Raw genomic sequence first — 21688 nt, 5'->3', positions numbered from 1 at the left:
GAAAAAGCACCGCGTCTCAGTCGAGGAGCGGTGCTTGCTGCTATCTGGATACGATGGCGTCGAGACGTTCGAGCTGCGAGGCAAAACCTTCGACGGCTCCCATGTCCACGACTTGTTGGAGCGACTCGGCGTCCGTGAATTCGGAGCGGCTGATGAACAGCGTACCGTTCGGGATGTCGACAAACTCGTTCGTGATCGTCATGACGGGAAGTTCAGGATTGACGTGGCCGTCCGCGTCCGAGAAGGCGTCCGTATAGACGATTTTACGATGCGGGTCGATCTCGAGGAACATCGATTTGCCCCATGATTCCATGCCGTAATAGTCGCCTTGCTCTTTGTCGACACATGTCATTTTGTAATGCCACGTGCCCCCAGGTTCGAACTCGAACGTTCGAATCTCTGTCTTCCATCCGGCCAGCCCCCACCAGGATTCGAGGTGGGCCGGTGTCGAGAACGCCTCGAACACGAGCTCACGTGGTGCGTTGAAACTTCGTTCGACGACTAACGTGTTGCCTTCGACTTGAGATTTCACTTTTTCCATTGGAAAGACCCCTTTTTCGAGAAAGAAGATACATCTGTCTAATCAATGTAGTCTCTATTCCCGATTCATGAACCTCTTCAACCTTTTCCGTCAAATATCAAATCGAGCACGGTCTCGCCAATCGGTCGTTCCTTGCCTTCGTACGGGAAGGCGTGGATATGGATGGCCGGGTTGAAGTTCAGTTCGATGATGCCGTAGTTATCTTCACGCTCGAGCGACGGAATCATCATGTCGACGCCGCAAATCGTCGCGCCGATGGCTCGGGCAGACTCGACCGCGATTCGTTTGTAGAAATCAGCAATCCGGTCCGTATAGTCGATGCTGTCGCCGCCTGTGCTGATGTTCGAGTTCTCACGAAGGAAGACGAGCTCGCCGTCCGCGAGGACGCTGTCCGGTGTCTTGCCTTGTAGACGGAGGAACGTCACGACGATGTCATCGATGTCGATCTTCTCGAGCGGTGTCTTATAGCCTTTACCACGGAGCGGATCTTCATTCTTCTTGGCGACGAGCTCCCGAATCGTCGACACGCCATCCCCGGTCACGTTCGCCGGGACACGGTGCAAAATGCCCGCGACCTCGTCACCGATGACGAGGAACCGATACTCTTTCCCGGGCAGGAACGTCTCGAGCAGAACGACGTCGTCAAACGTACGGGCGTGACGGAACGCCTCGCGCGCCTCCTCGAACGTCGTGCCGTCTTTGAAGATGTGGATGCCGATGCCAAAGTTCGTCGATTTTGGTTTCAAGACGATTGGTTGATTCGCGAACGTCGGCCAGGCGTTTTGTAAATCGGTTTCAGTGCGGAGTTCGACCCCGCTCGGCACACAAATGCCGTGTTCGGCGAGTATGTGTTTTGTCACTGTCTTGTTCTCCATCATGAGGACCGATACGTAGTTGTCTTTCGACGTCTTCGTCGCCTGTTTGACGTACTCGGTCCGCTTACCGTTCCGGATTCGGATGAACTGATCATCCCGGTCAATCACGTCGACGGCATAGCCGCGTTTCAAAGCCGCCTTCATCAAAATCTGCGTCGACAGCTCCATGTCGGTATAGCCGTGCATCCGAAACCGGTTGGCGTAGGCGTCTTGATAGAACATTTCCGCTTGTCGGAGCGACCAGTCGGTATAGCCGTCCGTCGTCATGGCGGAGGTGAGCCGTGACGCGTAAGTCGCCTCGACATGGTCAATCCGATTCCGGACAGGGGCGAAGACGTCATCGAACCCGAGTGCGTATCGCTCATTGAACGCTTCGATCTCGTCGAGTAAATCGCGAGCGTATGCTTGAAGCGGCATCGCCTCGCCATCGCGGTACAGCAAGAGCGTTGGGGATAACCCTTCTTTCGCCACGCGTTGCTGGTTGTGGAACGCCTCGGCCTGCCAGTCCGCAAATCGTGTCTCGTCTTTCAATGTCAAGTAGAGCAAGAAGACGTGCAAGAACTTCAAATCGGACAGGGCGATGCCGGTCTTCTCGAACGGGTTCAAATCGATATTGCGAATCTCGATGTAATCGATGCCGTTCGTCTCGAGTCGTTCCAAGTCATTGCCTCCTCGTGACGTCTTCAGCCGAATCGGAGAGTAGAGCTCGTTCGGGTTGGCGATGTCACCTTGGGCGATGAAGCGGCGCAAGCTCGCGGTGTAGTCCGAGAGCGTCGAATAGTCCGGATAGAGCGGCTCGACATTCGTGTAGCCGCAGTCACTATTCCGGTACGACAACGCCGTCGTATTTGAATACACATCTTCGCTGAGCGCCTGCATTTGACTGACGCAACGTTCTTCATAACTCGTATGGACGGCCGGTGTCCCGCCTAACAGATAGACGACGAGCCAACGTGTCCGTAAATAGTTGCGGACGAGTTTTAAATACAGGTCGTCCTTAAAACGGTCATAGCGTTCCGGTGATCCTTCATAGAATGCAGCAATCAGCTCGTCTGCGAACGAGAAGTTGAAATGGATGCCGGAGATGAGCTGTTTTTTCGCCCCATATTTTTGGAGCAGATGCTCCCGGTAACGGCCGGCCTCAAGTCCGGAACTGCCAAAATCCGCGAGCGGGATGACCCCGCCTTCCGGAAGCGCGCACGGCATCGATTGCGGCCAAAGCCGCTCGTCACCGATATTCAGTGCTGTGATGTCATAAAGTGTCTGTAAGAAATCGTGCGCCGCCTCGACGGTCGGGAACGTCGGTGTGATCAGCTCGATCTGACTTTCCGAGAAGTCGGTCGTAATATACGGGTGCGTCGCCTTGTCACCGAGTGCTGCCGGATGCTTCGTGACGGCGAGCATCCCTTCAGGTGTCACACGGAGCATTTCACGCTCGATGGCAAAACGCCCGTGCAACAATTGGTTGGTCAGTTGATTAAATCGCTTCTGCAAGGGAAGTCACTTCCTTTTTCATTAGTCGGACATAGAGGACGGAGACGAGCCCTTTGATGATGCTCGAGAGGGCGATGCTCCACCAGATGGCATCGAGACCGAGATAAGGCTCGAGGGCAAGCGCGAGCGGGATGCGGGCGACGGTGAAGACAATCGAGATCGTCGCTGGGATTTTAGGGAGTCCGAGTCCTGAGAAATAACCGTTCCCGATCATCTCGAAAGAGGCGAAGATGAGCGAGATCCCGATGATCCGTAAATAACTCGCGCCGATGTCGATTGTTCTCGGATCATCGACGAACAGCCCCATCAGGACGTCCGGCACGAATAAAAACACGAGGGTGATCAGCCCGGTATACAAGACACCGAGTCGTGTCGTCACCCGGTACCCTTCATGGACCCGGTCCACTTTGCGGGCGCCGAGATTTTGTCCCGTGTAACTTGCGATGGCACCGTTCAATCCGCCGATCATCATATAGGCGATCGACTCGATTTGAAGCCCGATGCGCTGGGCCGCGATCGCTTCGGTCCCGTATGAACCGATCATGCGGGCGAGGAAAATGCTGATGACCGTGAACAAGACGCGCTGGGTCGCCATCGGGAAACCGAGGCGAAGAATTTCTATATAGTCCGTGCGATTTGGTTCGACCGTCTCCTCCCAATCGAACAAAGCGCGGGCCCGGTGCCAGAAGAAACCGAACATGACGACGTTCGCGACGAGCGTCGCGAGACCGGCACCGACGACGCCGAGTCCGAGCGGATAGATGAAGAGCGGTGACAGGATCATATTGAGGGTGACCCCGGTTGCGTTGATACGCATCGCCGTCGTCGTATTGCCATAAGCACTGAACAGACGGGCGAACAGCAAGTTGAAGAACGAGAAAACGAGCATCGGTGCACTGACGAGCAAATAGCTGTACGCTAGTCGTTCGACAGCCGGTGCATTCATGTTCAAAAAGCCGATGAGCGTCTGGCCGAGTACGGCGAAAAGGACGACGAACAACAGTCCGATCCCGAGATTCATTCGCCTCCCAGCCCGGACGTAACGCTGAATCAGCGCCTGATCCCGCCGTCCGACGGCTTGCGACACTTTGATGCCGGCGCCGACGACGATGAGCGATTGAATCGCCTGACCGAGCATGATATAAAAGCTGGCCGCGCCGATGCTGGCGACGGCGTCGCTACCGAGCGCACCGACCCAGAACATATCGACGAGACTATACGTGAACTGTAAAAGCGAACTGCCGACGAGCGGAAGGGCGAGCGCCACAATGACGCGTTGAACCTGACCGGTCGTCAAATCGATGGTTTTCACGATGAAAGACCCCTTCAATACATTTAGTATATAACCGTTTAGTTATATATAAGCACGACGTGACTGAATTCGCAATCGCAGGGAACGACTCGACGAAAAATCGACACAAAAAAAGGAATTCGATGTGAATTCCTTATTACATCTAGACATAGCTCTAACTGGTCAGTTGTACTACTGTCGCACTTTTAGAAATAAGTGTCCCCTTGTCAATTTCTGATAGAATCAAAGGTGAAAGGGGAGAAGTCGGATGAAGGCGATTTTAGGGCAACATCACGTGTCGGCGATGACAGGGGACGCGTTGAAGAACTTGCGATTCTACACGGAGGTACTCGGGATGCGACTCGTCAAAAAGACGGTCAACCAAGACGATCCGTCGATGTATCACTTGTTTTACGCAGATGAATCGGGGACACCGGGGACGGATTTGACGTTCTTCGAGCTACCGTTTCTCGGGCAAACGTATAAAGGGTCGAGCAGCATCTCACGGACGGCGCTTCGAGTTCCGGACGGGGCATTGTCGTACTGGCTTGAGCGATTTTCCGAATTCGGTGTACTGCATAATCCGGTCGAGGATGTGCTCGGTCGTCCGACGCTCTACTTCGAAGATGAGGAAGGACAGCGACTCTGTCTCGTCGAGGGCGGGTCAGGGACGCCATGGGAAAATGGAACGGTGCCGGCAGACGTCGCCGTCTTCGGCCTCGGATTTAGCGAGTGGACGGTGCGGCGAATCGAGAAGACGGAACGGGTGCTGACGGACGTGCTCGGATATCGCTTCGCGTCTGAGTTCGAACGGAACGGTCAATCGGTTCGTGTGTTCGAGACGGGGGATGGCGGTGTGGCGACAGAGATTCATCTTGTCGACCGTCCCGATTTGCCATCGGAGCGCCCGGGCCGGGGTAGTGTCCATCACGTCGCAATCCGCGTCGAGGATGATTTGGAGATGGCACGATGGGTCGAGCGGCTCGATTCATTCGGCATCAGTCATTCAGGTCTGATCGACCGTTATTATTTCAAATCGATTTATTTCCGCGAACCGAGCGGGATTTTAGTGGAACTCGCGACGGACGGACCTGGTTTTACGACCGACGAACCCCTCGAGACGCTCGGGGAACGATTGGCCTTGCCGCCGTTTCTCGAACCACGACGAGCGGAAATCGAGGCGAAGTTGAAACCGCTATAATTGATTACACAGCTAACATAAGTGAGAGGATGAAACGATTGGACGAGCAGGAGATTAGTCTTGTCATTTCTAAACTGTTAGGGGACATCATCGAGAAATACCCTCCGTATCAATGGGTCAAAACAGTAGAATCGTTTCCACACCCCTACCAATTCAATAAAGTCAGCTATGACTACTCTGGGGACGTTGAGCCGATGACGAAGGAAGTGTTTCAAAACATTGTAAAAAACCTTGGAGCAAAAGAATGGTATTCGTCTTCATTTGAGGAGTTGTTGCACGACATCCATATCAATCAATGGAAACCGACTTTCATCTCAAATTGCGGAAAGGATTGGATATCCTATCACGGTTTGCTTCAAGACGCATATGATGACTGGAAGTATGAACACTTCGAATTGTACGACGAGGACGGGAATGAGCTGGATGAAAACCTCGAGATTGATTTGAATAATTGTTTGTATCGTTTCCTGGAATACACTTCTCCTGAATTATACGTGAAGAAAATCTTGAAGCGGTGGTGGGGATAAATCGTAAACACCATGTGGATATACAAAACCCGACGAACTATGTCAGTCCGTCGGGTTTTGTATGCCTAGCAACATGGCCAGTTCGTTCGTCCGGTTGGCGACGAGGTCGGCGATCGTGTAGCGGTCGAGCACGTGCAGGAAGGCGAGCATCGCCTCGTTCAACACGCTCCGCAAGTCGCATGCGGGCGCGATGACACATCGTCCTTCGCCGAAACATTCGACGAGCTCGAACGGTTCCATCGTCCGGACGACGTCGCCGACGTTGATGTCCTCCATCGGTCGGGCGAGCCGGAAGCCTCCGCCACGGCCGCGCACCGATTCGAGATAACCGTGCTTGCCGAGCTCATAGACGACTTTCATGACGTGGTTCTTTGAAATCTGATATTGATCCGCCACTTCTTGAATCGTCACGAGACGATGGGAGAACGTGGCGCTATACATGAGTGTTCGAAGTGCGTAATCGCACGTTTGCGTGAGCCGCATGATGTTTCACCTCTTCATCCGTTCATTGTACAAGACATCTGACGAAAGCGCGACGATGGAAGATGTGAAAAAAGCGTGGCGGATTCAAGGCGGAAATTTGAACTTGTGTCTAAACAAGTATTTAATATATTGCTTTTGAAGTGACTTACCTCACATAATGGACGTGTACTTTCAAAAAGGGGGAAACAATATGTTAGATCAACAAACGATGGATATCGTCAAAGCGACCGCACCGGTCCTGAAAGACCATGGTGTTGCCATCACGAGTCACTTCTATAAACGCATGTTCGAAAACAACCCAGAAGTCCGCCACTTCTTCAACCATACGAACCAAAAACGCGGTCGTCAGCCAGAGGCGCTCGCCAACGCTGTCTACGCGGCAGCCGTCCATATCGATCGTCTCGAAGCGATTCTTCCGGCCATCCAACCGGCGCTTCATAAACATAAAAGCTTGAACATCCGTCCGGAACATTATCCGATCGTCGGTGAGAACTTACTCGGCGCGATTCAAGACGTGCTCGGTGAAGCAGCCACGCCGGACATCATTGACGCGTGGGCGAAAGCATATGGTGTCATCGCCGACGTCTTCATCTCACTCGAGAAACAGATGTATGCCGATGCGCCATGGATCGGTTTCAAACCGTTCACGGTCGCTGAAGTGATTGAAGACACGCCGGAAGTGAAACGATTCCGAATCAAAGCGAACGATGGCGTCGTCGGGACGGCCATCCCAGGTCAATATATCTCGGTCCAAGCCCGTATCGCTGGGGAAGACATCTTGCACCATCGTCAATATAGTGTCGTCGAGACGACCGCAGACGGCTACTGGATCGCACCAAAAGCGGAAGGTCTCGTCTCAAACTGGCTCCATGAGCAGACGGTCGGTACGGAGATTCCAGTGAGTGCCCCAGCTGGCGAATTCGTGCTCGAAGCATCGGATCGTCCGCTCACACTCATCGCTGGCGGCATCGGTATCACACCGCTCTTCAACATGGCGAAAACGGCACTCGACCAAGGCCGTTCGGTCACGTTATTGCATGCGGTCCGCAGCACGAACCTCCGTCCGCTCGGTGAAGAGCTCGACGAACTCGTGAACGCTGGTCTCCAGCTCATCACGCACGTCGATGACGTATCAGGCTGCATGAGTGCAAAACAACTCGAAGCACTCGATGTCGACGGACACGACGTCTACACGTGTGGCCCGACCGCGATGATGGAGACGGTCGTCCAAACGATTCCACAAGCCCGTTACGAGTTCTTCGGTCCATCGGCCGTACTCGCCAAAGCATAAGAAAAGACGACTGCGAAAACAGTCGTCGTATCACCGCAGACCGTTGTTGGTTTGCGGTTTTTTATAGTTGTGTTGAATGAAGCACATTTTTTTCGCGGTCGAGCGTTTCGATTGTCCAGTCGCCAAGTAGCGCCTTCTCTAGAGTAATCAAGTAAGTCCTGACATACCCTTCGTCTTGAGGATCATTGACCATGTAGGTTTTACTCCAACCGGAATTCTTTAACCGTAAGTACACGACGTCTTCCGGTTGATTGTTCAACCGAACTCCAAGATATTCGTCTGTTCCATTGCCAAGATGAACCCAGTCGAATGGTGTTTCTTCAATTGTGTCACGGGTCGAGCTACTAAACTCACCGTTCGTTTTCATGATGCCTAGACCGAGAATCGTGTCGTCTGCGTTCGTGAATAGCGTGACGGTCGATCCTTCTAATTTATGGTATTCGTAAGCAGACCACCCTTGGGCCGTCATCTGGTCGTTCAATGCTTGTTGTACTTGTTCGGATGCTTGCTTTTCTTGTTCATCGTTGTACGATTGGATTCCGGCGGTCACGGAAATAGTGATGACAGTGAGCATGCCTAGCAGCAAGATGAGAAGTCCACGTGTAGACATTTCGTCCCTCCTTTATAAGAACAGCCCATGACTCTCTATGAGTGCATGGGCTTATTTCAGTACGTCAAGCTCGCGGCGACGATGATGCCGACGACGAGTGAGGCGGAGAACAGGCTAATCCCGATGGCGAGGTTACCGTTCTCGACTTCTTTCTCTAAGTTCACGCCTGGCGTCAGCACGTATTCGAACGTCCAGAAGGCGAGCACTTGAGCGAGAATCCCCACGAGTCCCCAGATGAAGGCGTCGAGCAGGTTAACACTGTTCGCCCACACCGTGTAGATGACGATGGCGAGTCCAATCGCTTTCCCCCAAAGTTTCAAGGCAACGGCGACGTTACCTTCTTTAATCAATTTACGTTCCGAATACTTCGTCGTCAGTGCGAAGACGACGAGTCCGGCTAAAATCAGGCCAAACCCTGTGCCGAGGTGAGCGAGGAAGCTCAAGATGGAATCGAGCGTGATGAACGTCATAAGTTATTCTCCTTTTTTATGCCAATGGCTAAGTAGTAAGACTGATTGTTCGTAATCATGCTGCCGGCGCGGACGCCGAGAGCGGACGGATGGCCGTTCAAGCAAAAACAGCCGACCATGTAGTGCGTCTTGAGCGGACCGTTGACCGTGTTCGTCAGACGGGTCGGCAGCTCGATGAACTGTTGATACACCGCCGTCTCGTCCGCGTACGTCTGGAGCGCCTCTTTATGGAACGGGACACCGGCCTGGTCGTATAGGATGACCGAGTCGCCTTCTCGGCCGAAGGCGGGCTTTTGTACGTATGCGCTCTGGCCGATAAACGGCTCGGCCTCGAGATACGTCGGTAAAAAATACGTCTCGATGATAGAACGCTCCGCTTCGTCGAAATATGTATCGGCCTCATACAGTTCCCAAATGAGCGCTTGGACGCCTTTGGACTGCATGAGGAATGCCGAGAGCGGATTGAGTAACGAGACGTGTTTGGCTGCGTTCAGTTCAAGCAGGCGGATGCCAATCAAGTCACCATTGGGTGCCCGGTCGTCGACCAGGTGCTCGATCGGATACGTCTGACGATATAATACGTCGACTTTTTCCCCGGACGGTGTGAAAACGCCGTCCGCATCGACGAGCAATCGGTCGAGCGGGACGAATTCGGACGGTAAATCGAGCGTCTCTTGAAGGAAGCGCGTCGTCCATTTGTCCTCGATGTTGTCATCGTGGGCCGTGAAGACGATTTTCGGTGTCCCATCCCGGTCGAGTCGTTGCCACGCTGCGATGACGGCTTTTCGCAATTCGGTCTTGAGCTCAGCAGTCGACGCCGCGTTCGGGTCGTCGAGCCCGAATTCTGTCGTCACATAGCCGTTCACGTCGAACAGTTCTTTGATGAACGTCGGTGTATCGGCATTGAATTCCATCAACTTGATAATGCCGTCTTTGACGATCCAGTCATAGCGACCGATAATCGTCTCTTGCGGCAGCGCCTTGTCCCGGACGAACGGCAGGCTCGCCTCGGGATAACCGAGCAGGCGGAGCGTATCGTCCGGGAGCGTCCGAAGTAGGCGGTTCGTCTTACGAAAAATCGCATCGACGTCACGCGTCGCCTTTCGAATCTGCCTCACCGCGTCATCCGACATGGAGAGACAGTCGTAAAGGGCGTATTCTTCGTCGTTCAAGTCCGGCCAAAAGAAAGGAATTTGGCCAAACAGTGCGTCTCGCTTCATCCCCCAAAGCCGCCTTTTGAGCCGCTACCGAGTCCCGAGTTCGATCCTGAGTTTGAGCGGTTCGGAGTGATGCTGCTGGCGCCGCCATTCGAACGGTAATTCTTATAAGACGAGGAGTTCTTCAATGCACTCTTTGAATTGAACAGGCTACCGAGTAAGAAGAAGCTCCCGAAGTGAGGGGAGCGCTCGTCGTCACAGTAATATGACTCCGTCTCATCATCCCAGTCCCAATCGTCGCACTCATAGCCCGTCGGTTCTTCCGGTAACGTTGCTTGTTCGGTTTCGTCGGTGCCACACGCCGCGAGTGAAGCGGTTAATACCGCGGCTGACAGACCGCTCAAGATTTTTTTGCTTGTCTTCATGTTGATTCCTCCAATGTATAACCTGTAGGGGTGACGTAAATGACATAGACGCCACGATCTTCGTCCGTCTCGGCCGAATCGCGCTCATATTCTTTGCCGGCGACGTACAAGTACTGACTGCCGAGCATGGCGAGTGCGTCGAGATGACGGTCGACGTAATACGCCTCGAGCATCGGATTGTCGAACCGGTCGTCGAGCGTTCGAATCTCGACTTTGATGTCGGTCGTCTCATGCTTGTCGACGGGTCCTTCCGTGTAGCGGTCGACGTAAATCAAGAAGTATTGCTCGCCTTCGAGCGCGGACGAGCGCTGTTTGTAGGTCATCCCGTCCTTGACAAAAAATTCGCATTCACGGCGGGCGAGTACTTCATCGAGGCCGAGCGATGTATAATGGTAAAGTGGCTCGAAGGAAAGTTCATTTTTATAAAGTCGATATTCTAACACGATTGAGTTCATGACGTCGTCCTTTCTTTTTTCTTTCTATACGGAACCGAACGTGAGGTGGTTTCGTAAAACAAGTAAGTTGTCTCTAGTATATAGGAAACGGAGGGAATTTTCTGTGCATATCTTTTTTCGCGTCTGGCGCGGATTATCGAAATTATCATTTTTGAACGTCGTCTTGGCATCGCTCGTCATCATCTTGACGGGTACCCTCCTCGGGTTTGTGCTCGAGCCGGAGACGTTCCCGTCGATGTTCGACTCGTTCTGGTGGACGATGACGACGCTCACGACCGTCGGATACGGTGACTTTTTCCCGACATCGGTCGCGGGACGTTGGCTCGGGATTTTCTTGTTCCTGTTCGGGATTGGGATTATCGGGGCGTTGATTGGAAAACTCGTTGAAGTCGGTGCGACGTTTCAACGGTTAAAACGGGAGGGGAAGTTAGTGTATCGAGGAGAAGGGCATTACGTCTATATCGGTTGGTCGCCGAAGACGAAAAAAGCGATTGATGAAGTGCTCGTCTATGAGCCGAAGGCTGAGATCGTCTTAATCGATCAGTTGAAGGAAGAACCGTACGACCACGACAACGTCCACTTCGTCCACGGTGACGCGTCGGATGAGGCCGTACTCTTGCAGGCCAATATTTTAAAGGCGCGCCGGGTCGCCATCTTCGCGGATGCGAGCATCACGGAGACACTCCTCGCCGACGGGAAATCATTGCTCATCGCGTCAGCGGTCGAGGCGCTGTCGTCTGAACGTGGCGTCGACTTGCATACGGTCGTCGAGGTATGCGAAGAACGAAATATCTCGAAGTTCAAACACGTCCGAATCGACGACTTTATTCTTGCGAACGACTCGGTGTCACTCCTCATGGCGAAAGCGACGCTGCAGCCGGGGACGACATCGATTTTCCGTCAGTTGCTCAGCAAACAGTCGGGCGGCAATATCCAAGCGCTCGCGCCGAAACCGGAATGGACGACGGTCCGGACCGCTACCGAAGAACTGTTACGCCAAGGCGTCACATTAATCGCTGTCAACGACCGTCTCGATTACGCGACGGTGCTCGATACACCGCTTCAGGCGAACGACATGCTCTATATCGTCTGTCATGACGACTCGTGGGAACGACTGAACCAAGGAGGAATTTGATGCATAACGGAACGTTTATCCGTAAGATGACACGCATGCAAAACGTACAACGCTGGGACGAATATGCGCCGCATTACCATGACAACGCGGCAAGCCACAGTTTCCGCGTCGCCGTCTTCAGCTTAATCGCGGCGTACTATGAAGAAAACAGGGGACATGACGTCAACCTGCTCGACGTGCTTGGCAAGGCACTATTTCATGATATGAACGAAGTGCAGACCGGCCCGATTATGCACCGGACGAAAAAAGAGCCGACGCTCAAAGAACATATCGAACGGATGGAGCGGACAGCGAGTCTCGGCCTCGTCGAGTTGCTGTCACAGTCGCTCCGGCCGCATTTTTATCGTTTCCTCGTCGAGGCGGAGGACGACTCATTCGAGGGACGGCTCGTCGATGGGATCGACTCGTTCGATGCGATGCTATTCGTCCGTCGGGAAGTCGGACACGGCTCGCCCCATTTCGTCGCGAAATCGGAAGAGATGAAAGCGGCATTGCGCGAACATCCGCTCGAATCGGTCCGCTGGCTCTATGAACAAGTCGAGGCGGAGACCGACGTGGCGGCGTTCATTGAGAACGTCATGCGGATGGACAGCGTCCGGCGTTGGAAAGGCCGCTTCAATACAATTGACGACAATGATGCTATCCACGGCTTCAGGGCTGCCGCGCTCGGCATGTTTAGTGGGTTGTTGGAGCGCGAGAAATATGACATCGACGTCGATGTCGCTGAACTGACGGCGCGTCTCCTCTGTCACGACCTCGTCGAAGGGGTGACCGGGGACGTGCTCGGTCCGGTTAAGCATTCGACCGCCGAGACCGGTGCGGCATTCGAGGCATACGAACGGGCCGAGAGCGAGGCGCTCTTGTCGCTCCTCCCGGACTATATGCAGCCGGCGTTCCGGCGCTATATGGCCGATTCGAAAGATGACACGTATGAAGGCATGCTCGTCGATATGATGGACAAGCTCGACGCGCTCATCAAGATGAACATGGAGCGGAAGATGAATGGGGCCGAATATGAGGTCACGTATCGTGAACAACTCCGTAAAGTGCAGATGCGCTACGAGAACCCGAGCATGTTGTTCTTCTTGGCGTACATCTTGCACGATTTAGATTACGTCACTACTTAACGAGGTCGCAGACGAATTGTCTGCGGCTTTTTTTATATCATTCATTGACATATATCATTAAACGATATATATTAAGGGTAAGATATATCAATAAATGATATAGGAGGTGGCGGGATGCCACGTAACGATACGATCGAGCTCGGAAAATTGACCGACAGCATGTTCTACATTCTCCTCGCCTTGACTGAGGCGCGTCACGGCTACTTGATTATGCAGTTCGTCGAGGAGTTGACGAACGGGCGAATCAAGATTGGCCCGGCGTCGATGTATACGATTATCAAAAAGCTTGTGAACGCACAACTCATCGAACCGATTGACGGGGACGGCAAGCAGAAACGCTATGTGATCACGGCGCAAGGCCGTGCCCTCGTGGCGGAAGACTTGAAACGACGGCAAGCAATCGTTGATGATGCACGCTTCATTTTAGAAGAGGAGGGACACCGATGAAACGGAAATATATGTCGAGTTGGGGACTGGCGTTCGCCGAAGAACGGGAAATGAAGAAGCTAGGGGAGATGGCAGCTCGTGGCTGGCATTTAGAGAAGTTCGCTCTGCTCGGCTATACGCTCGTCGAAGGGGAGCCGATGGACGTGCGCTACAGTCTCGATTACCGCCAACGGCCGGACGAGGATTACTTCGAACTGTTCGCCGCGAGCGGATGGGAACATGTCACGTCGTCCGGCGATGAGATTCATGTGTTCAAAGGCAGTCCGGACGCGACGCCTCTTTATACGGATCGCCAGACGACCCAAGAGAAATATGGGCAAGTCGAGCGGGCGATGGGGCGGGGTGCGCTCATCTGCTTGGTCATTTCAATCGGGTTGATGCTGTTACTTCAATTAAATTGGTCGGGTACAGCCGAGGCGATCATCTGGATTGTCCAAACACTGGTGGTGATTGGACTCGTCTTCACCGGTCTCCCATATCTCGGTTTTCTCGTGAAGCGAAAACAATTGGAACGGAATGATTGACTAGGCGGATGGCACAAGCCATCCGTTTTTGTTTTGGTTGACTGAACGATTCAAAAGATTAAGTAGAAGATGACCATCTCTTTTCGAAACCTTTATATCAAAAAACGAGTCTCGCGACTCGTTTTTAGCGTTTCCAGACCCACTCATCACTCTCATACTTGGCGACGAGCTCCTGAATCTCTTGTTGTTGCGCCTCGGTGAACGTCAGCGGTTCGAACGTCAAATCGAACGCGTCGCGGAATCCGTCCGTGAACGCCGCGGCGACCTCATTGAAGGAGACCGGTCGGCCGAGCGTCTTGTTCAGGGAGACTGCCTTGTCACCAAAGCGCGCTTTCGCCTCCGCCTTCGCATCAGCCTCGAGATTGAAGCAGTCGAACAGGACGTCATCGTCAATCGACAATGGAATCGACCCGTGCTGCAGGACGGCGCCTTGATGGCGCACTTGGGCGCTCCCGGCGATTTTCTTCCCGTCGACGGCGAGCTCATAGTACGAGGCGGCGTCGAAGCAGACGGCCGACTTCGGCTTTCGGAGTGCCTCGCGGTCGGCCTCGGTCAATGGTACCGAGAATTCGGCCGGGACGCCGAGCGCGTGATAGCCGCGACGTACCCCTTCGGTCAAGAGGCGATAGCTCTCGATGACGTTCGTCGGCAAAGACGGCATCGTCTCAGGGAGAATGACGCTATACGTCAGCTCGTCCGCGTGCAAGACGGCCCGCCCGCCGGTCAAACGGCGGACGACCGGGATGCCGTTCGAGGTGAGCGCGTCCCGATCGAGGTCGCGCGTCGCCCGTTGGAAGCGTCCGACGCTGATGGCGTGCGGGGTCCAGGCGTAAAAACGGAGTGTCGGTTTTACGTCACCGCGCGCGACCCAGCCGGCGATGGCCTCATCGATGGCCATATTCTCGGCCGGGGACAGCGGGTCAGTGTGAAGCAAATGCCATGTCGTTCCAGTCATATCGGTCTCTTCTTTCTCTTAGTCGATTGGCAGCATCGTATGACGACGCGCCTTGTGGACTTGTTCGTCCGCGTGATACGAGGAACGAACGAGCGGTCCGGCCTCACAATGGGAGAAGCCTTTCGCCAATGCGATCTCTTTTAACTCGGCGAACTCTTCTGGATGGTAGTAGCGCTCGACGTCAAGATGCTTCTTCGTCGGCTGCAAGTATTGGCCGAGCGTCAAGATATCGACGTGATGGGCCCGCAGGTCGTCCATCGCCTGAATCAACTCTTCCTTCGTCTCGCCGAGTCCGACCATGATGGACGACTTCGTCGGGATGTCCGAGTTCAGTTCTTTCGACCGTTTTAAAAATTCAAGCGTCCGGTCGTACGTTGCTTTGGCGCGGACTCTCGGCGTCAAGCGGCGGACCGTCTCCAAGTTGTGGTTCATGATGTCTGGACCGGCGTCGATGAGCGTCTGGAGCGCCGAGAAGTCACCCATCATATCGGACGGGAGCACCTCGATTGACGTCTCCGGGTTCATGCTACGGACAGCGCGGACCGTCTCGGCGAAGACGGTCGCCCCGTAATCGCTCAAGTCGTCGCGGGCGACGGCTGTGATGACGACGTGCTTCAAATTCATGAGACGGACCGATTCGGCGACGCGTTTCGGTTCTTCCCAGTCAAGCTCGTTCGGCTTGCCTGTCGTGACGGCGCAGAAGCGGCAGGCCCGCGTACAGATGCTTCCGAGAATCATGAACGTCGCCGTGCGGCGGACAGCCCAACATTCGTGGATGTTCGGACATTTCGCTTCTTCACAGACCGTATGTAAATTTTTCTCACGCATCATCTTTTTGAGACCGGTATACGTTTCGTTCGTATTCAGTTTAATCTTTAGCCATTCTGGCTTTCGTTGCAGTTCCCCTCGTACCAAGATGATTTCCCCCTTTTTGAAAGTTAACCCCTAACAAAAAGAGTTTACCAAAAATGGAGTCGAATTCGAACCAGCGAAATTATTGGCTTTGCCAATACAGGTCAGCTGTGTGTCAAAACAGATTGTATATGTCAAAATGATTACGCTTTCATTTGAAGTGTTGTCTCCCATTTTTTGAATTGATATACTGACGATGACCACCTGAATAAGGACCATATGTAACTGATACGATCAGGCATGGGGCGAACGAGCGTTGGTGAGGCAACGCTTCTTCCTCCGTGCCTTTTTGTTTGGGGGTCGGGGAAACTTTCAGAAAGGAGTGAAGGAATATGAACAAGGCACTGAACTGGACGGCAACACTCGGACTGACGACAGCACTACTCGTCTCATCGGCCCCGCTGGCGAACGCGGTCGTGGCGGAGGAGACACCGGTCCCGTCGATCGAGCAGCGTGTCGACGCCAAGCTCGATTCGATGACGCTTGAACAAAAGCTCGGCCAAATGATCATGCCAGACTTCCGATTATGGAACGGGGCGAACCATACGGCGCTCGCGACAGATGTAGCACGCGTCATCGATCGGTTTGACCTCGGGGGTGTCATCTTGTTCGCGGAAAACGTGACCGAGACCGAACAGACGACGAAACTCGTCCACGACCTCCAAGAAGTCGTCAAACAAGACGCAAGCAACGACGTACCGCTCTTCATCACGATTGACCAAGAGGGTGGAATCGTGACACGGCTCGGAACGGGCACGAATTTGCCGGGCAACATGGCGCTCGGGGCGACACGGAGCAGCCAGTATGCATACGACGCGGGGAATATTATCGGTTCGGAGTTGAACGCGCTCGGGGTGAACGTCAACTTCGGTCCGGTGCTAGACGTCAACAACAACCCGGCTAACCCGGTCATCGGCGTACGCTCGTTCTCGAGCGACCCGGAACTCGTCGGCGAGCTCGGCTCGGCGATGATACAAGGCATTCAAGACCAGGGCGTCGCCGCGACGGCGAAGCATTTCCCGGGTCACGGTGACACGGCGGTCGACTCGCATTACGGACTCCCGATCGTTGACAAATCGCTCGAAGACTTGCGCGGTCTCGAACTGTTACCGTTCAAGCGGGCCATCACTGAAGGCATCGATATGATCATGACGGCACACATCGGGATGCCGCAAATCGAGGATGAAGTCGTCAACTCGCCGCGCGGCACGTTCCCGCTCCCAGCGACGTTGTCGGACGATGTCATCACCGGCGTCTTGCGTGAAGACATGGGCTATGACGGCATTGTCATCACGGACGCCTTGAACATGCAGGCGATTGCCGATAACTTCACGGAAGCCGAAGCGGTCATCAAAACGTTCGATGCGGGCGTGGATATCGCGCTCATGCCGACGATCTTGCGGTCGAACGCGGACGTCGTGAAACTCGAGACGATCTTTAACGACGTCATCGCGGCCGTCGAAGACGGACGCCTGTCAGAAGCGAAGATTGATGCAGCGGTCGAGCGGATTTTGACGCTCAAAGCGAAACGCGGTATTTGGGACGAGTCGGTCGACACGACGACGCTCGAAGCGAAGCTCGCCGAGGCGAACGCGGTCGTCGGCAGTGCCGAGCATAAAGCGAAAGAACGTGAAATCGCCGAGGCGGCTGTCACGCTCGTGAAAAACGACGACAAGACGCTTCCGTTCAAACCGAAAAAAGGTGAGACGGTCCTCGTCTTGTCACCGGCGAAAGATCAGACGGACAGCATGATCAAAACGATCAAGTCACTTGAGAAAAACGCCGGCAACATGAAAGACGTGAACGTCATCGCTGCGAACTATACGGCATCGACGAAACACTTGGAGCAAAACCCGGCATTGAAAGAAAAACTCGACGCGGCCGACTATATCATCGTCGGCTCGAACGTCAACAACAGCGCCAAACTGAAATCGACGGCGGCGGACAACTACGTGCCGGCCGAAGTGTTCCGTTACGCGAACGAGACGGGCAAGAAGTCAGTCTTGCTCAGCCTGCGTAACCCGTACGATGTGGCGGTTCAGCCGGACGCACCGGCCCAGCTCATCATCTACGGCTTCAAAGGTGACCCGAACGGACCGGACTCCGAGGCAGGCAATGCCAAATCGGCAGGACCGAACCTCCCGGCCGGCATTCGCGCCATCTTCGGTGAAGTCAAGCCTACGGGCAAACTCCCGGTCGATGTACCAACGGTCGAGAACGGCTTGTTCGGAGATGACTTGCATCTCGAATTCGGTGACGGATTCCGCAACTGGAATAAATGAACAAAAAACCACGAGCGCCCATGAGGGTGCTCGCGGTTTGTCATTTGAATAACGTATCAAGGATGGCGTAGTTGACGGTTTCGAACTCGCGATCGCGGAGACCGTGTCCTTGTTCCAAATTAAAACTGTAAACGATATGCATGACACCATCGCGTCGTTTGACAAAAAAGTCGTACATGATGTCCGGTTCATCAACTAACGTGACATGGAACATGGTACCGAATTGAGTGATACTGGCATGCGATGAATAAGACGAATCAGACAGTGCATGATATTCATGCAAATAGTGTTGAAGAAATTGTCGTTTATGGGCTTCATCGATGTGAAACAACGCATATGCTCCAATCAGCAGGAGTAATCCCGTCGTGAGCCAAACGCGTCGTTTCATCACGCCTCAAAATAACCGACGACGAGAAGACCCGGGCCTGTGTGCGCCCCGATGGCCGAACCGACAATCGTTTTCGTGACGTGCGCCGGGTTCATGTATTCCCGCAGCAACGCTTCAAATTGATCGGCTTTGACCGGGTCGTCGCCATGACCAATGAAGACGTGCCCGCCCTCGACGAGCGGTTTCGACTCGGTCATCCATTCGACGATGCGGCGCAACACTTTTTTATGACCGCGCACCTTCTCGATTGGGACGAGCTTGCCGTCTTCGACTGTCAAGAGCGGTAAAATCGTCAACAAATCCCCGATGAACGCGCTCGCTTTCGAGACGCGACCGCCGCGCATCAAATACTCGAGCGATTCGACCGTGAACAAATGCCGGATTTTGCCGACGAGTGACGTCGCGTAGGCGACTGTCTCTTCATACGTATGGTCTTGACCATACTCGGCGACCGTCTTGACGAACAGTCCTTGTCCGACCGAGGCGGCACGCGTATCAAGAATATGGAACGTGCTGTTCGGGTATTCTTCTTTAAGAAGGTTTCCGACCATGACGGCCGTCTGATAAGTGCCTGAGAGCTCACCTGAGAAGGCAAGGTACAGAAATGGGATTTCCGATTCGAGATGTTGACGGAAACAGTGTTCAAGCTGGGATGCCTCGATTTGGAACGTTTTCGGCGTCTTCCCGGCACGCATCGCATCGTAGACGTCTTTCGGCTGAATCGTCTCTCCATCTAAAAACTCTTCATTGTCAATGACGACACCAAGCAGTAACATCTCGAGACCGTATTCGACGACTTGGTCTTGGGTCAAATCGGCGCCGGTATCGGTTATGATTTTAAACATGCGCTCACTCCTCTGCTAGTTGTTGTTCAATCTCGCGGATCGGTTCATTGCGCTTCCACATCCGGTCGAGCTGGGTAACAAGCGTCGCCTGCTCGTCCGTGTCGAGCGAGCCGGGAATCAGCCGGCTCACGCTGCTGAGGACAGTGTAGGCGCGACGCAACACGTCGTTGACGGTGAGCGGGATCCCAAGCAAGTCCTCGAGTGACGCCATCGTCTCAGGCACGATCGCCGGATAAGTGAACCGTGTCGCTTCACCTTGGATGGCACGCTCATAAAAGTCACGGATGAGAGCGGCCCGTTCACTCCCGCTCTTGCGGACGCTCAAGTAAATCTGGACGGCGACGCCGCCGCGGACACGGCGCTGTGAGATGCCGGCGAACTTTTTCCCGTCAATCGACAAATCGAAGCTGCCCGGGCAGTAGGAGCCGACGATTTCACCAGGAACAATCTTGGTCGTCACGTCTCGAAACATGAGTTGGATGAGTGACGTCATCGCTTCGTAGCCGCTATCGATTTGAATCCCGTCTTTCTCGGGTAAAATTAGGGACAAGTTCAATACGTCCGCGTCTAAGACGACGGCAAGCCCTCCTGAATTTCGCACGACGGGACGGAAGCCGCGTTCCTGGAGGAATCGAATCCCGTCTGATAAATGAGGCAGCCGGGCGTCTTGAATTCCGAGAACGACCGTGTTTACATGGACCCAGGCCCTGAGGACGGCACCTGACGTCGCTGTCGACGCGCAGAGCGTGTCGTCCGTCGCGAACGATTGCTCGGCTTGAAAGGCGGGGCCGAGCGAAGACTGATCAATGACACGATAGGTCGGTTGTCGTAATAATGGATGGGTCATATACATAATTCCTTTTCAATAAATAAGTTCCTCTTCATTATAGCACGGGAGGAACGACGGACTAGAAGTCGAATTCAATCACTAATGAAACGTAGGGGGCAACGTCATGTACACGTCACGAGGTCAATTATCCGGTTCGAAAGTGTTCAAAGATCCGGTTCACCGCTATATATATGTCTATGATCATCTCGTCTGGGAATTAATCAACACGAAAGAGTTTCAACGGTTACGTCGCATTAAGCAGCTCGGGACGTCATTTTTGACGTTCCATGGGGCCGAGCATACACGTTTCCATCATTCGCTCGGCGTCTATGAGATTGCCCGACAGCTGATCGACCAGTTCCACGAGTATCCGGAGTGGGACGACCGGAACCGGGAGTTGTTGCTCGCAGCGGCTCTGCTCCACGACGTCGGACACGGTCCGTTCTCGCATGCGTTCGAGCACGTCTTCGCCGTCCGCCACGAGGTGTGGACCGAACGCATCATCCTCGGTGACACGGAAGTGAACAAAGTGCTGTCCGAGATGGGCGTCGGTTTTCCGGAAGAAGTCGCGGCCATCATCAATAAGACGCACCCGAACCGCCTGCTCGTCAACATCCTCAGTTCCCAGCTCGATGTCGACCGGATGGACTATCTGCTTCGCGACGCCCATTTCGCCGGTGTCAGTTACGGCAAGTTCGATCTCGAGCGCATGCTTCGGGTATTGCGTCCGGACGAGGATCAAATCGTCGTCAAACAGTCTGGGATGCATACGATCGAGGACTATATCATGCGACGCTATCAAATGTATTGGCAAGTGTACTTGCACCCGGCGACGCGGTCGAGCGACTTGTTACTCAAGGCCGTGCTCGAGCGCGCGCAAGAACTGTACGAGTCGGGCTACGCGTTCGACATGACGCCGAAGCACTTCTTGCCCATCTTCAACCATGAAGATATGACGCTTGAGCATTATTTGAAGCTCGATGAGACGATCGTCTATTTCTATTTTCAAGAATGGATGGATGAGGCGGACCCGATTTTGGCCGACCTCGCTAGTCGTTTCGTGAACCGTCGTCTGTTAAAATATAGAAACTTTCCAGAAGCGAACCGCGTCCGCTACATGGCCCGACTTCGTTCGACGATGGAGGCGATCGGCTTACCGACCCGCTACTATTTGCTCGAGGATCAACTCAGTCAATTGCCGTACGATTTGTATAAAGGGCACGGAAAATATGAAGGCATCTACCTTCAAATGAATGACGGCGACCGACGTGAGATTTCGGAAGTGTCGATGCTCGTCCAATCGATTTTGAACTCACGACAATCCGACGAGAAAATCTATTATCCGGAGGACGTGCTCCTTAATTTGAAAGAGTATGCGTCAGAAAAGACATGGATGTTGTCAACGCTACGAGGGGATTGAATCG

At 53.8% G+C, this 21688-nt stretch carries 23 protein-coding genes; 9 read left to right on the top strand and 14 right to left on the bottom strand.

Annotated features, from left to right (window positions below; all coding sequences use genetic code 11):
* Positions 1–40 precede the first annotated feature (40 nt).
* The 3 genes from DPV68_RS02405 to DPV68_RS02395 all read right to left on the bottom strand — a co-directional run bounded on the left by DPV68_RS02405 (position 41) and on the right by DPV68_RS02395 (position 4222).
* A complete protein-coding gene (locus tag DPV68_RS02405) occupies positions 41–541 on the bottom strand; it encodes an SRPBCC family protein (protein WP_114165242.1) in 501 nt (166 codons plus the stop codon).
* 77 nt (positions 542–618) lie between these two features.
* Positions 619–2910 carry a bifunctional glutamate--cysteine ligase GshA/glutathione synthetase GshB gene (gene gshAB / locus DPV68_RS02400; protein ID WP_114165241.1) on the bottom strand — a complete coding sequence of 764 codons (2292 nt, stop codon included), beginning with the start codon at positions 2908–2910 and terminating at the stop codon, positions 619–621.
* Positions 2894–4222 carry an MATE family efflux transporter gene (locus DPV68_RS02395; RefSeq protein ID WP_114165240.1) on the bottom strand — a complete coding sequence of 443 codons (1329 nt, stop codon included), beginning with the start codon at positions 4220–4222 and terminating at the stop codon, positions 2894–2896. The genes gshAB and DPV68_RS02395 overlap by 17 nt, the downstream gene beginning before the upstream one ends.
* Before the next feature lie 247 nt (positions 4223–4469).
* Here DPV68_RS02395 and DPV68_RS02390 point away from each other — a divergent pair, with 247 nt between their 5' ends.
* Positions 4470–5402 carry a ring-cleaving dioxygenase gene (locus DPV68_RS02390; protein ID WP_114165239.1) on the top strand — a complete coding sequence of 311 codons (933 nt, stop codon included), beginning with the start codon at positions 4470–4472 and terminating at the stop codon, positions 5400–5402.
* A 29-nt stretch (positions 5403–5431) separates the two neighbouring features.
* Entirely contained in the window at positions 5432–5929 is a 498-nt protein-coding gene (locus tag DPV68_RS02385; RefSeq protein ID WP_114165238.1) for a hypothetical protein, read from the top strand.
* 42 nt (positions 5930–5971) lie between these two features.
* On the opposite strand, the gene DPV68_RS02380 is transcribed toward DPV68_RS02385, so the two are convergent.
* Positions 5972–6412, bottom strand: a complete 441-nt coding sequence (locus DPV68_RS02380) for an RrF2 family transcriptional regulator (protein ID WP_021066036.1) — start codon at positions 6410–6412, stop codon at positions 5972–5974.
* A gap of 190 nt (positions 6413–6602) precedes the next feature.
* On the opposite strand from DPV68_RS02380, the gene DPV68_RS02375 reads away from it, so the two are divergent.
* Positions 6603–7703 carry a globin domain-containing protein gene (locus DPV68_RS02375; protein WP_114165237.1) on the top strand — a complete coding sequence of 367 codons (1101 nt, stop codon included), beginning with the start codon at positions 6603–6605 and terminating at the stop codon, positions 7701–7703.
* Positions 7704–7764: 61 nt separating this feature from the next.
* Here DPV68_RS02375 and DPV68_RS02370 read toward each other — a convergent pair whose 3' ends face one another.
* The 5 genes from DPV68_RS02370 to DPV68_RS02350 are packed head-to-tail and all read right to left on the bottom strand — an operon-like array spanning position 7765 to position 10820.
* Entirely contained in the window at positions 7765–8313 is a 549-nt protein-coding gene (locus DPV68_RS02370) for a hypothetical protein (RefSeq protein ID WP_114165236.1), read from the bottom strand.
* A gap of 56 nt (positions 8314–8369) precedes the next feature.
* Positions 8370–8783, bottom strand: a complete 414-nt coding sequence (locus DPV68_RS02365; protein ID WP_021066039.1) for a DUF350 domain-containing protein — start codon at positions 8781–8783, stop codon at positions 8370–8372.
* Positions 8780–10003, bottom strand: coding sequence for a glutathionylspermidine synthase family protein (locus DPV68_RS02360; RefSeq protein ID WP_114165235.1), 1224 nt, complete (start codon positions 10001–10003; stop codon positions 8780–8782). The genes DPV68_RS02365 and DPV68_RS02360 overlap by 4 nt, the downstream gene beginning before the upstream one ends.
* Complete coding sequence (locus DPV68_RS02355) at positions 10000–10365, bottom strand: hypothetical protein (RefSeq protein ID WP_114165234.1); 366 nt, start codon at positions 10363–10365, stop codon at positions 10000–10002. The genes DPV68_RS02360 and DPV68_RS02355 overlap by 4 nt, the downstream gene beginning before the upstream one ends.
* Positions 10362–10820: a hypothetical protein gene (locus DPV68_RS02350; protein ID WP_021066042.1), complete on the bottom strand. Its 459-nt coding sequence runs from the start codon at positions 10818–10820 to the stop codon at positions 10362–10364. Before DPV68_RS02350 ends, DPV68_RS02355 begins: the two co-directional genes overlap by 4 nt.
* Positions 10821–10923: 103 nt before the next feature.
* Here DPV68_RS02350 and DPV68_RS02345 point away from each other — a divergent pair, with 103 nt between their 5' ends.
* From DPV68_RS02345 to DPV68_RS02330, 4 genes are all read left to right on the top strand, one after another.
* On the top strand, positions 10924–11955 hold the full coding sequence (locus tag DPV68_RS02345; RefSeq protein WP_114165233.1) for an ion channel: 1032 nt from the start codon (positions 10924–10926) through the stop codon (positions 11953–11955).
* On the top strand, positions 11955–13082 hold the full coding sequence (locus DPV68_RS02340) for a YfbR-like 5'-deoxynucleotidase (protein WP_114165232.1): 1128 nt from the start codon (positions 11955–11957) through the stop codon (positions 13080–13082). The genes DPV68_RS02345 and DPV68_RS02340 overlap by 1 nt, the downstream gene beginning before the upstream one ends.
* A 114-nt stretch (positions 13083–13196) precedes the next feature.
* Positions 13197–13529 carry a PadR family transcriptional regulator gene (locus DPV68_RS02335; protein ID WP_114165231.1) on the top strand — a complete coding sequence of 111 codons (333 nt, stop codon included), beginning with the start codon at positions 13197–13199 and terminating at the stop codon, positions 13527–13529.
* Positions 13526–14053 carry a DUF2812 domain-containing protein gene (locus tag DPV68_RS02330; RefSeq protein ID WP_114165230.1) on the top strand — a complete coding sequence of 176 codons (528 nt, stop codon included), beginning with the start codon at positions 13526–13528 and terminating at the stop codon, positions 14051–14053. Before DPV68_RS02335 ends, DPV68_RS02330 begins: the two co-directional genes overlap by 4 nt.
* Before the next feature lie 124 nt (positions 14054–14177).
* Here DPV68_RS02330 and DPV68_RS02325 read toward each other — a convergent pair whose 3' ends face one another.
* The gene (locus tag DPV68_RS02325; RefSeq protein ID WP_114165229.1) at positions 14178–15008 is read right to left on the bottom strand and encodes a lipoate--protein ligase family protein; all 831 of its coding nucleotides are present in this window, start codon (positions 15006–15008) and stop codon (positions 14178–14180) included.
* Between the two features lie 18 nt (positions 15009–15026).
* Entirely contained in the window at positions 15027–15926 is a 900-nt protein-coding gene (gene lipA, locus DPV68_RS02320; RefSeq protein WP_370447063.1) for a lipoyl synthase, read from the bottom strand.
* A 326-nt stretch (positions 15927–16252) separates the two neighbouring features.
* Between lipA and DPV68_RS02315 the strand changes: the two genes are divergently transcribed.
* Positions 16253–18202, top strand: coding sequence for a glycoside hydrolase family 3 protein (locus DPV68_RS02315; RefSeq protein ID WP_114165227.1), 1950 nt, complete (start codon positions 16253–16255; stop codon positions 18200–18202).
* Positions 18203–18242: 40 nt separating this feature from the next.
* Here DPV68_RS02315 and DPV68_RS02310 read toward each other — a convergent pair whose 3' ends face one another.
* The 3 genes from DPV68_RS02310 to DPV68_RS02300 are packed head-to-tail and all read right to left on the bottom strand — an operon-like array spanning position 18243 to position 20288.
* Positions 18243–18590, bottom strand: a complete 348-nt coding sequence (locus DPV68_RS02310) for a hypothetical protein (protein ID WP_114165226.1) — start codon at positions 18588–18590, stop codon at positions 18243–18245.
* Positions 18590–19435 (bottom strand): DegV family protein, encoded by an 846-nt coding sequence (locus tag DPV68_RS02305; RefSeq protein WP_114165225.1) that lies wholly within the window; start codon positions 19433–19435, stop codon positions 18590–18592. The genes DPV68_RS02310 and DPV68_RS02305 overlap by 1 nt, the downstream gene beginning before the upstream one ends.
* Before the next feature lie 4 nt (positions 19436–19439).
* Positions 19440–20288 carry a lipoate--protein ligase family protein gene (locus tag DPV68_RS02300; RefSeq protein ID WP_114165224.1) on the bottom strand — a complete coding sequence of 283 codons (849 nt, stop codon included), beginning with the start codon at positions 20286–20288 and terminating at the stop codon, positions 19440–19442.
* A 100-nt stretch (positions 20289–20388) separates the two neighbouring features.
* Between DPV68_RS02300 and DPV68_RS02295 the strand changes: the two genes are divergently transcribed.
* Positions 20389–21684 (top strand): HD domain-containing protein, encoded by a 1296-nt coding sequence (locus DPV68_RS02295; protein WP_114165223.1) that lies wholly within the window; start codon positions 20389–20391, stop codon positions 21682–21684.
* The last annotated feature ends 4 nt before the right edge of the window (positions 21685–21688 follow it).

Origin of the sequence: Exiguobacterium sp. TNDT2 (assembly GCF_003331145.1) — a bacterium.
GTDB lineage: Bacteria > Bacillota > Bacilli > Exiguobacteriales > Exiguobacteriaceae > Exiguobacterium.
The sequence above is the reverse complement of the archived record's forward strand: the minus strand, read 5'-3'. Positions and strand labels throughout refer to the sequence as shown.

What these genes read in the sequence shown, in the direction of transcription:
- DPV68_RS02335 (WP_114165231.1), top strand. Translation starts at nt 13,197, where the DNA reads ATGCCACGTAACGATACGATCGAGCTCGGAAAATTGACCGACAGCATG.
- DPV68_RS02385 (WP_114165238.1), top strand. Translation starts at nt 5,432, where the DNA reads ATGAAACGATTGGACGAGCAGGAGATTAGTCTTGTCATTTCTAAACTG.
- DPV68_RS02300 (WP_114165224.1), bottom strand. Translation starts at nt 20,288, where the DNA reads ATGTATATGACCCATCCATTATTACGACAACCGACCTATCGTGTCATT.
- DPV68_RS02405 (WP_114165242.1), bottom strand. Translation starts at nt 541, where the DNA reads ATGGAAAAAGTGAAATCTCAAGTCGAAGGCAACACGTTAGTCGTCGAA.
- DPV68_RS02315 (WP_114165227.1), top strand. Translation starts at nt 16,253, where the DNA reads ATGAACAAGGCACTGAACTGGACGGCAACACTCGGACTGACGACAGCA.
- DPV68_RS02350 (WP_021066042.1), bottom strand. Translation starts at nt 10,820, where the DNA reads ATGAACTCAATCGTGTTAGAATATCGACTTTATAAAAATGAACTTTCC.
- DPV68_RS02360 (WP_114165235.1), bottom strand. Translation starts at nt 10,003, where the DNA reads ATGAAGCGAGACGCACTGTTTGGCCAAATTCCTTTCTTTTGGCCGGAC.
- DPV68_RS02370 (WP_114165236.1), bottom strand. Translation starts at nt 8,313, where the DNA reads ATGTCTACACGTGGACTTCTCATCTTGCTGCTAGGCATGCTCACTGTC.
- DPV68_RS02295 (WP_114165223.1), top strand. Translation starts at nt 20,389, where the DNA reads ATGTACACGTCACGAGGTCAATTATCCGGTTCGAAAGTGTTCAAAGAT.
- DPV68_RS02380 (WP_021066036.1), bottom strand. Translation starts at nt 6,412, where the DNA reads ATGCGGCTCACGCAAACGTGCGATTACGCACTTCGAACACTCATGTAT.
- DPV68_RS02305 (WP_114165225.1), bottom strand. Translation starts at nt 19,435, where the DNA reads ATGTTTAAAATCATAACCGATACCGGCGCCGATTTGACCCAAGACCAA.
- DPV68_RS02365 (WP_021066039.1), bottom strand. Translation starts at nt 8,783, where the DNA reads ATGACGTTCATCACGCTCGATTCCATCTTGAGCTTCCTCGCTCACCTC.
- DPV68_RS02390 (WP_114165239.1), top strand. Translation starts at nt 4,470, where the DNA reads ATGAAGGCGATTTTAGGGCAACATCACGTGTCGGCGATGACAGGGGAC.
- DPV68_RS02355 (WP_114165234.1), bottom strand. Translation starts at nt 10,365, where the DNA reads ATGAAGACAAGCAAAAAAATCTTGAGCGGTCTGTCAGCCGCGGTATTA.
- DPV68_RS02375 (WP_114165237.1), top strand. Translation starts at nt 6,603, where the DNA reads ATGTTAGATCAACAAACGATGGATATCGTCAAAGCGACCGCACCGGTC.
- DPV68_RS02340 (WP_114165232.1), top strand. Translation starts at nt 11,955, where the DNA reads ATGCATAACGGAACGTTTATCCGTAAGATGACACGCATGCAAAACGTA.
- DPV68_RS02330 (WP_114165230.1), top strand. Translation starts at nt 13,526, where the DNA reads ATGAAACGGAAATATATGTCGAGTTGGGGACTGGCGTTCGCCGAAGAA.
- DPV68_RS02310 (WP_114165226.1), bottom strand. Translation starts at nt 18,590, where the DNA reads ATGAAACGACGCGTTTGGCTCACGACGGGATTACTCCTGCTGATTGGA.
- DPV68_RS02325 (WP_114165229.1), bottom strand. Translation starts at nt 15,008, where the DNA reads ATGACTGGAACGACATGGCATTTGCTTCACACTGACCCGCTGTCCCCG.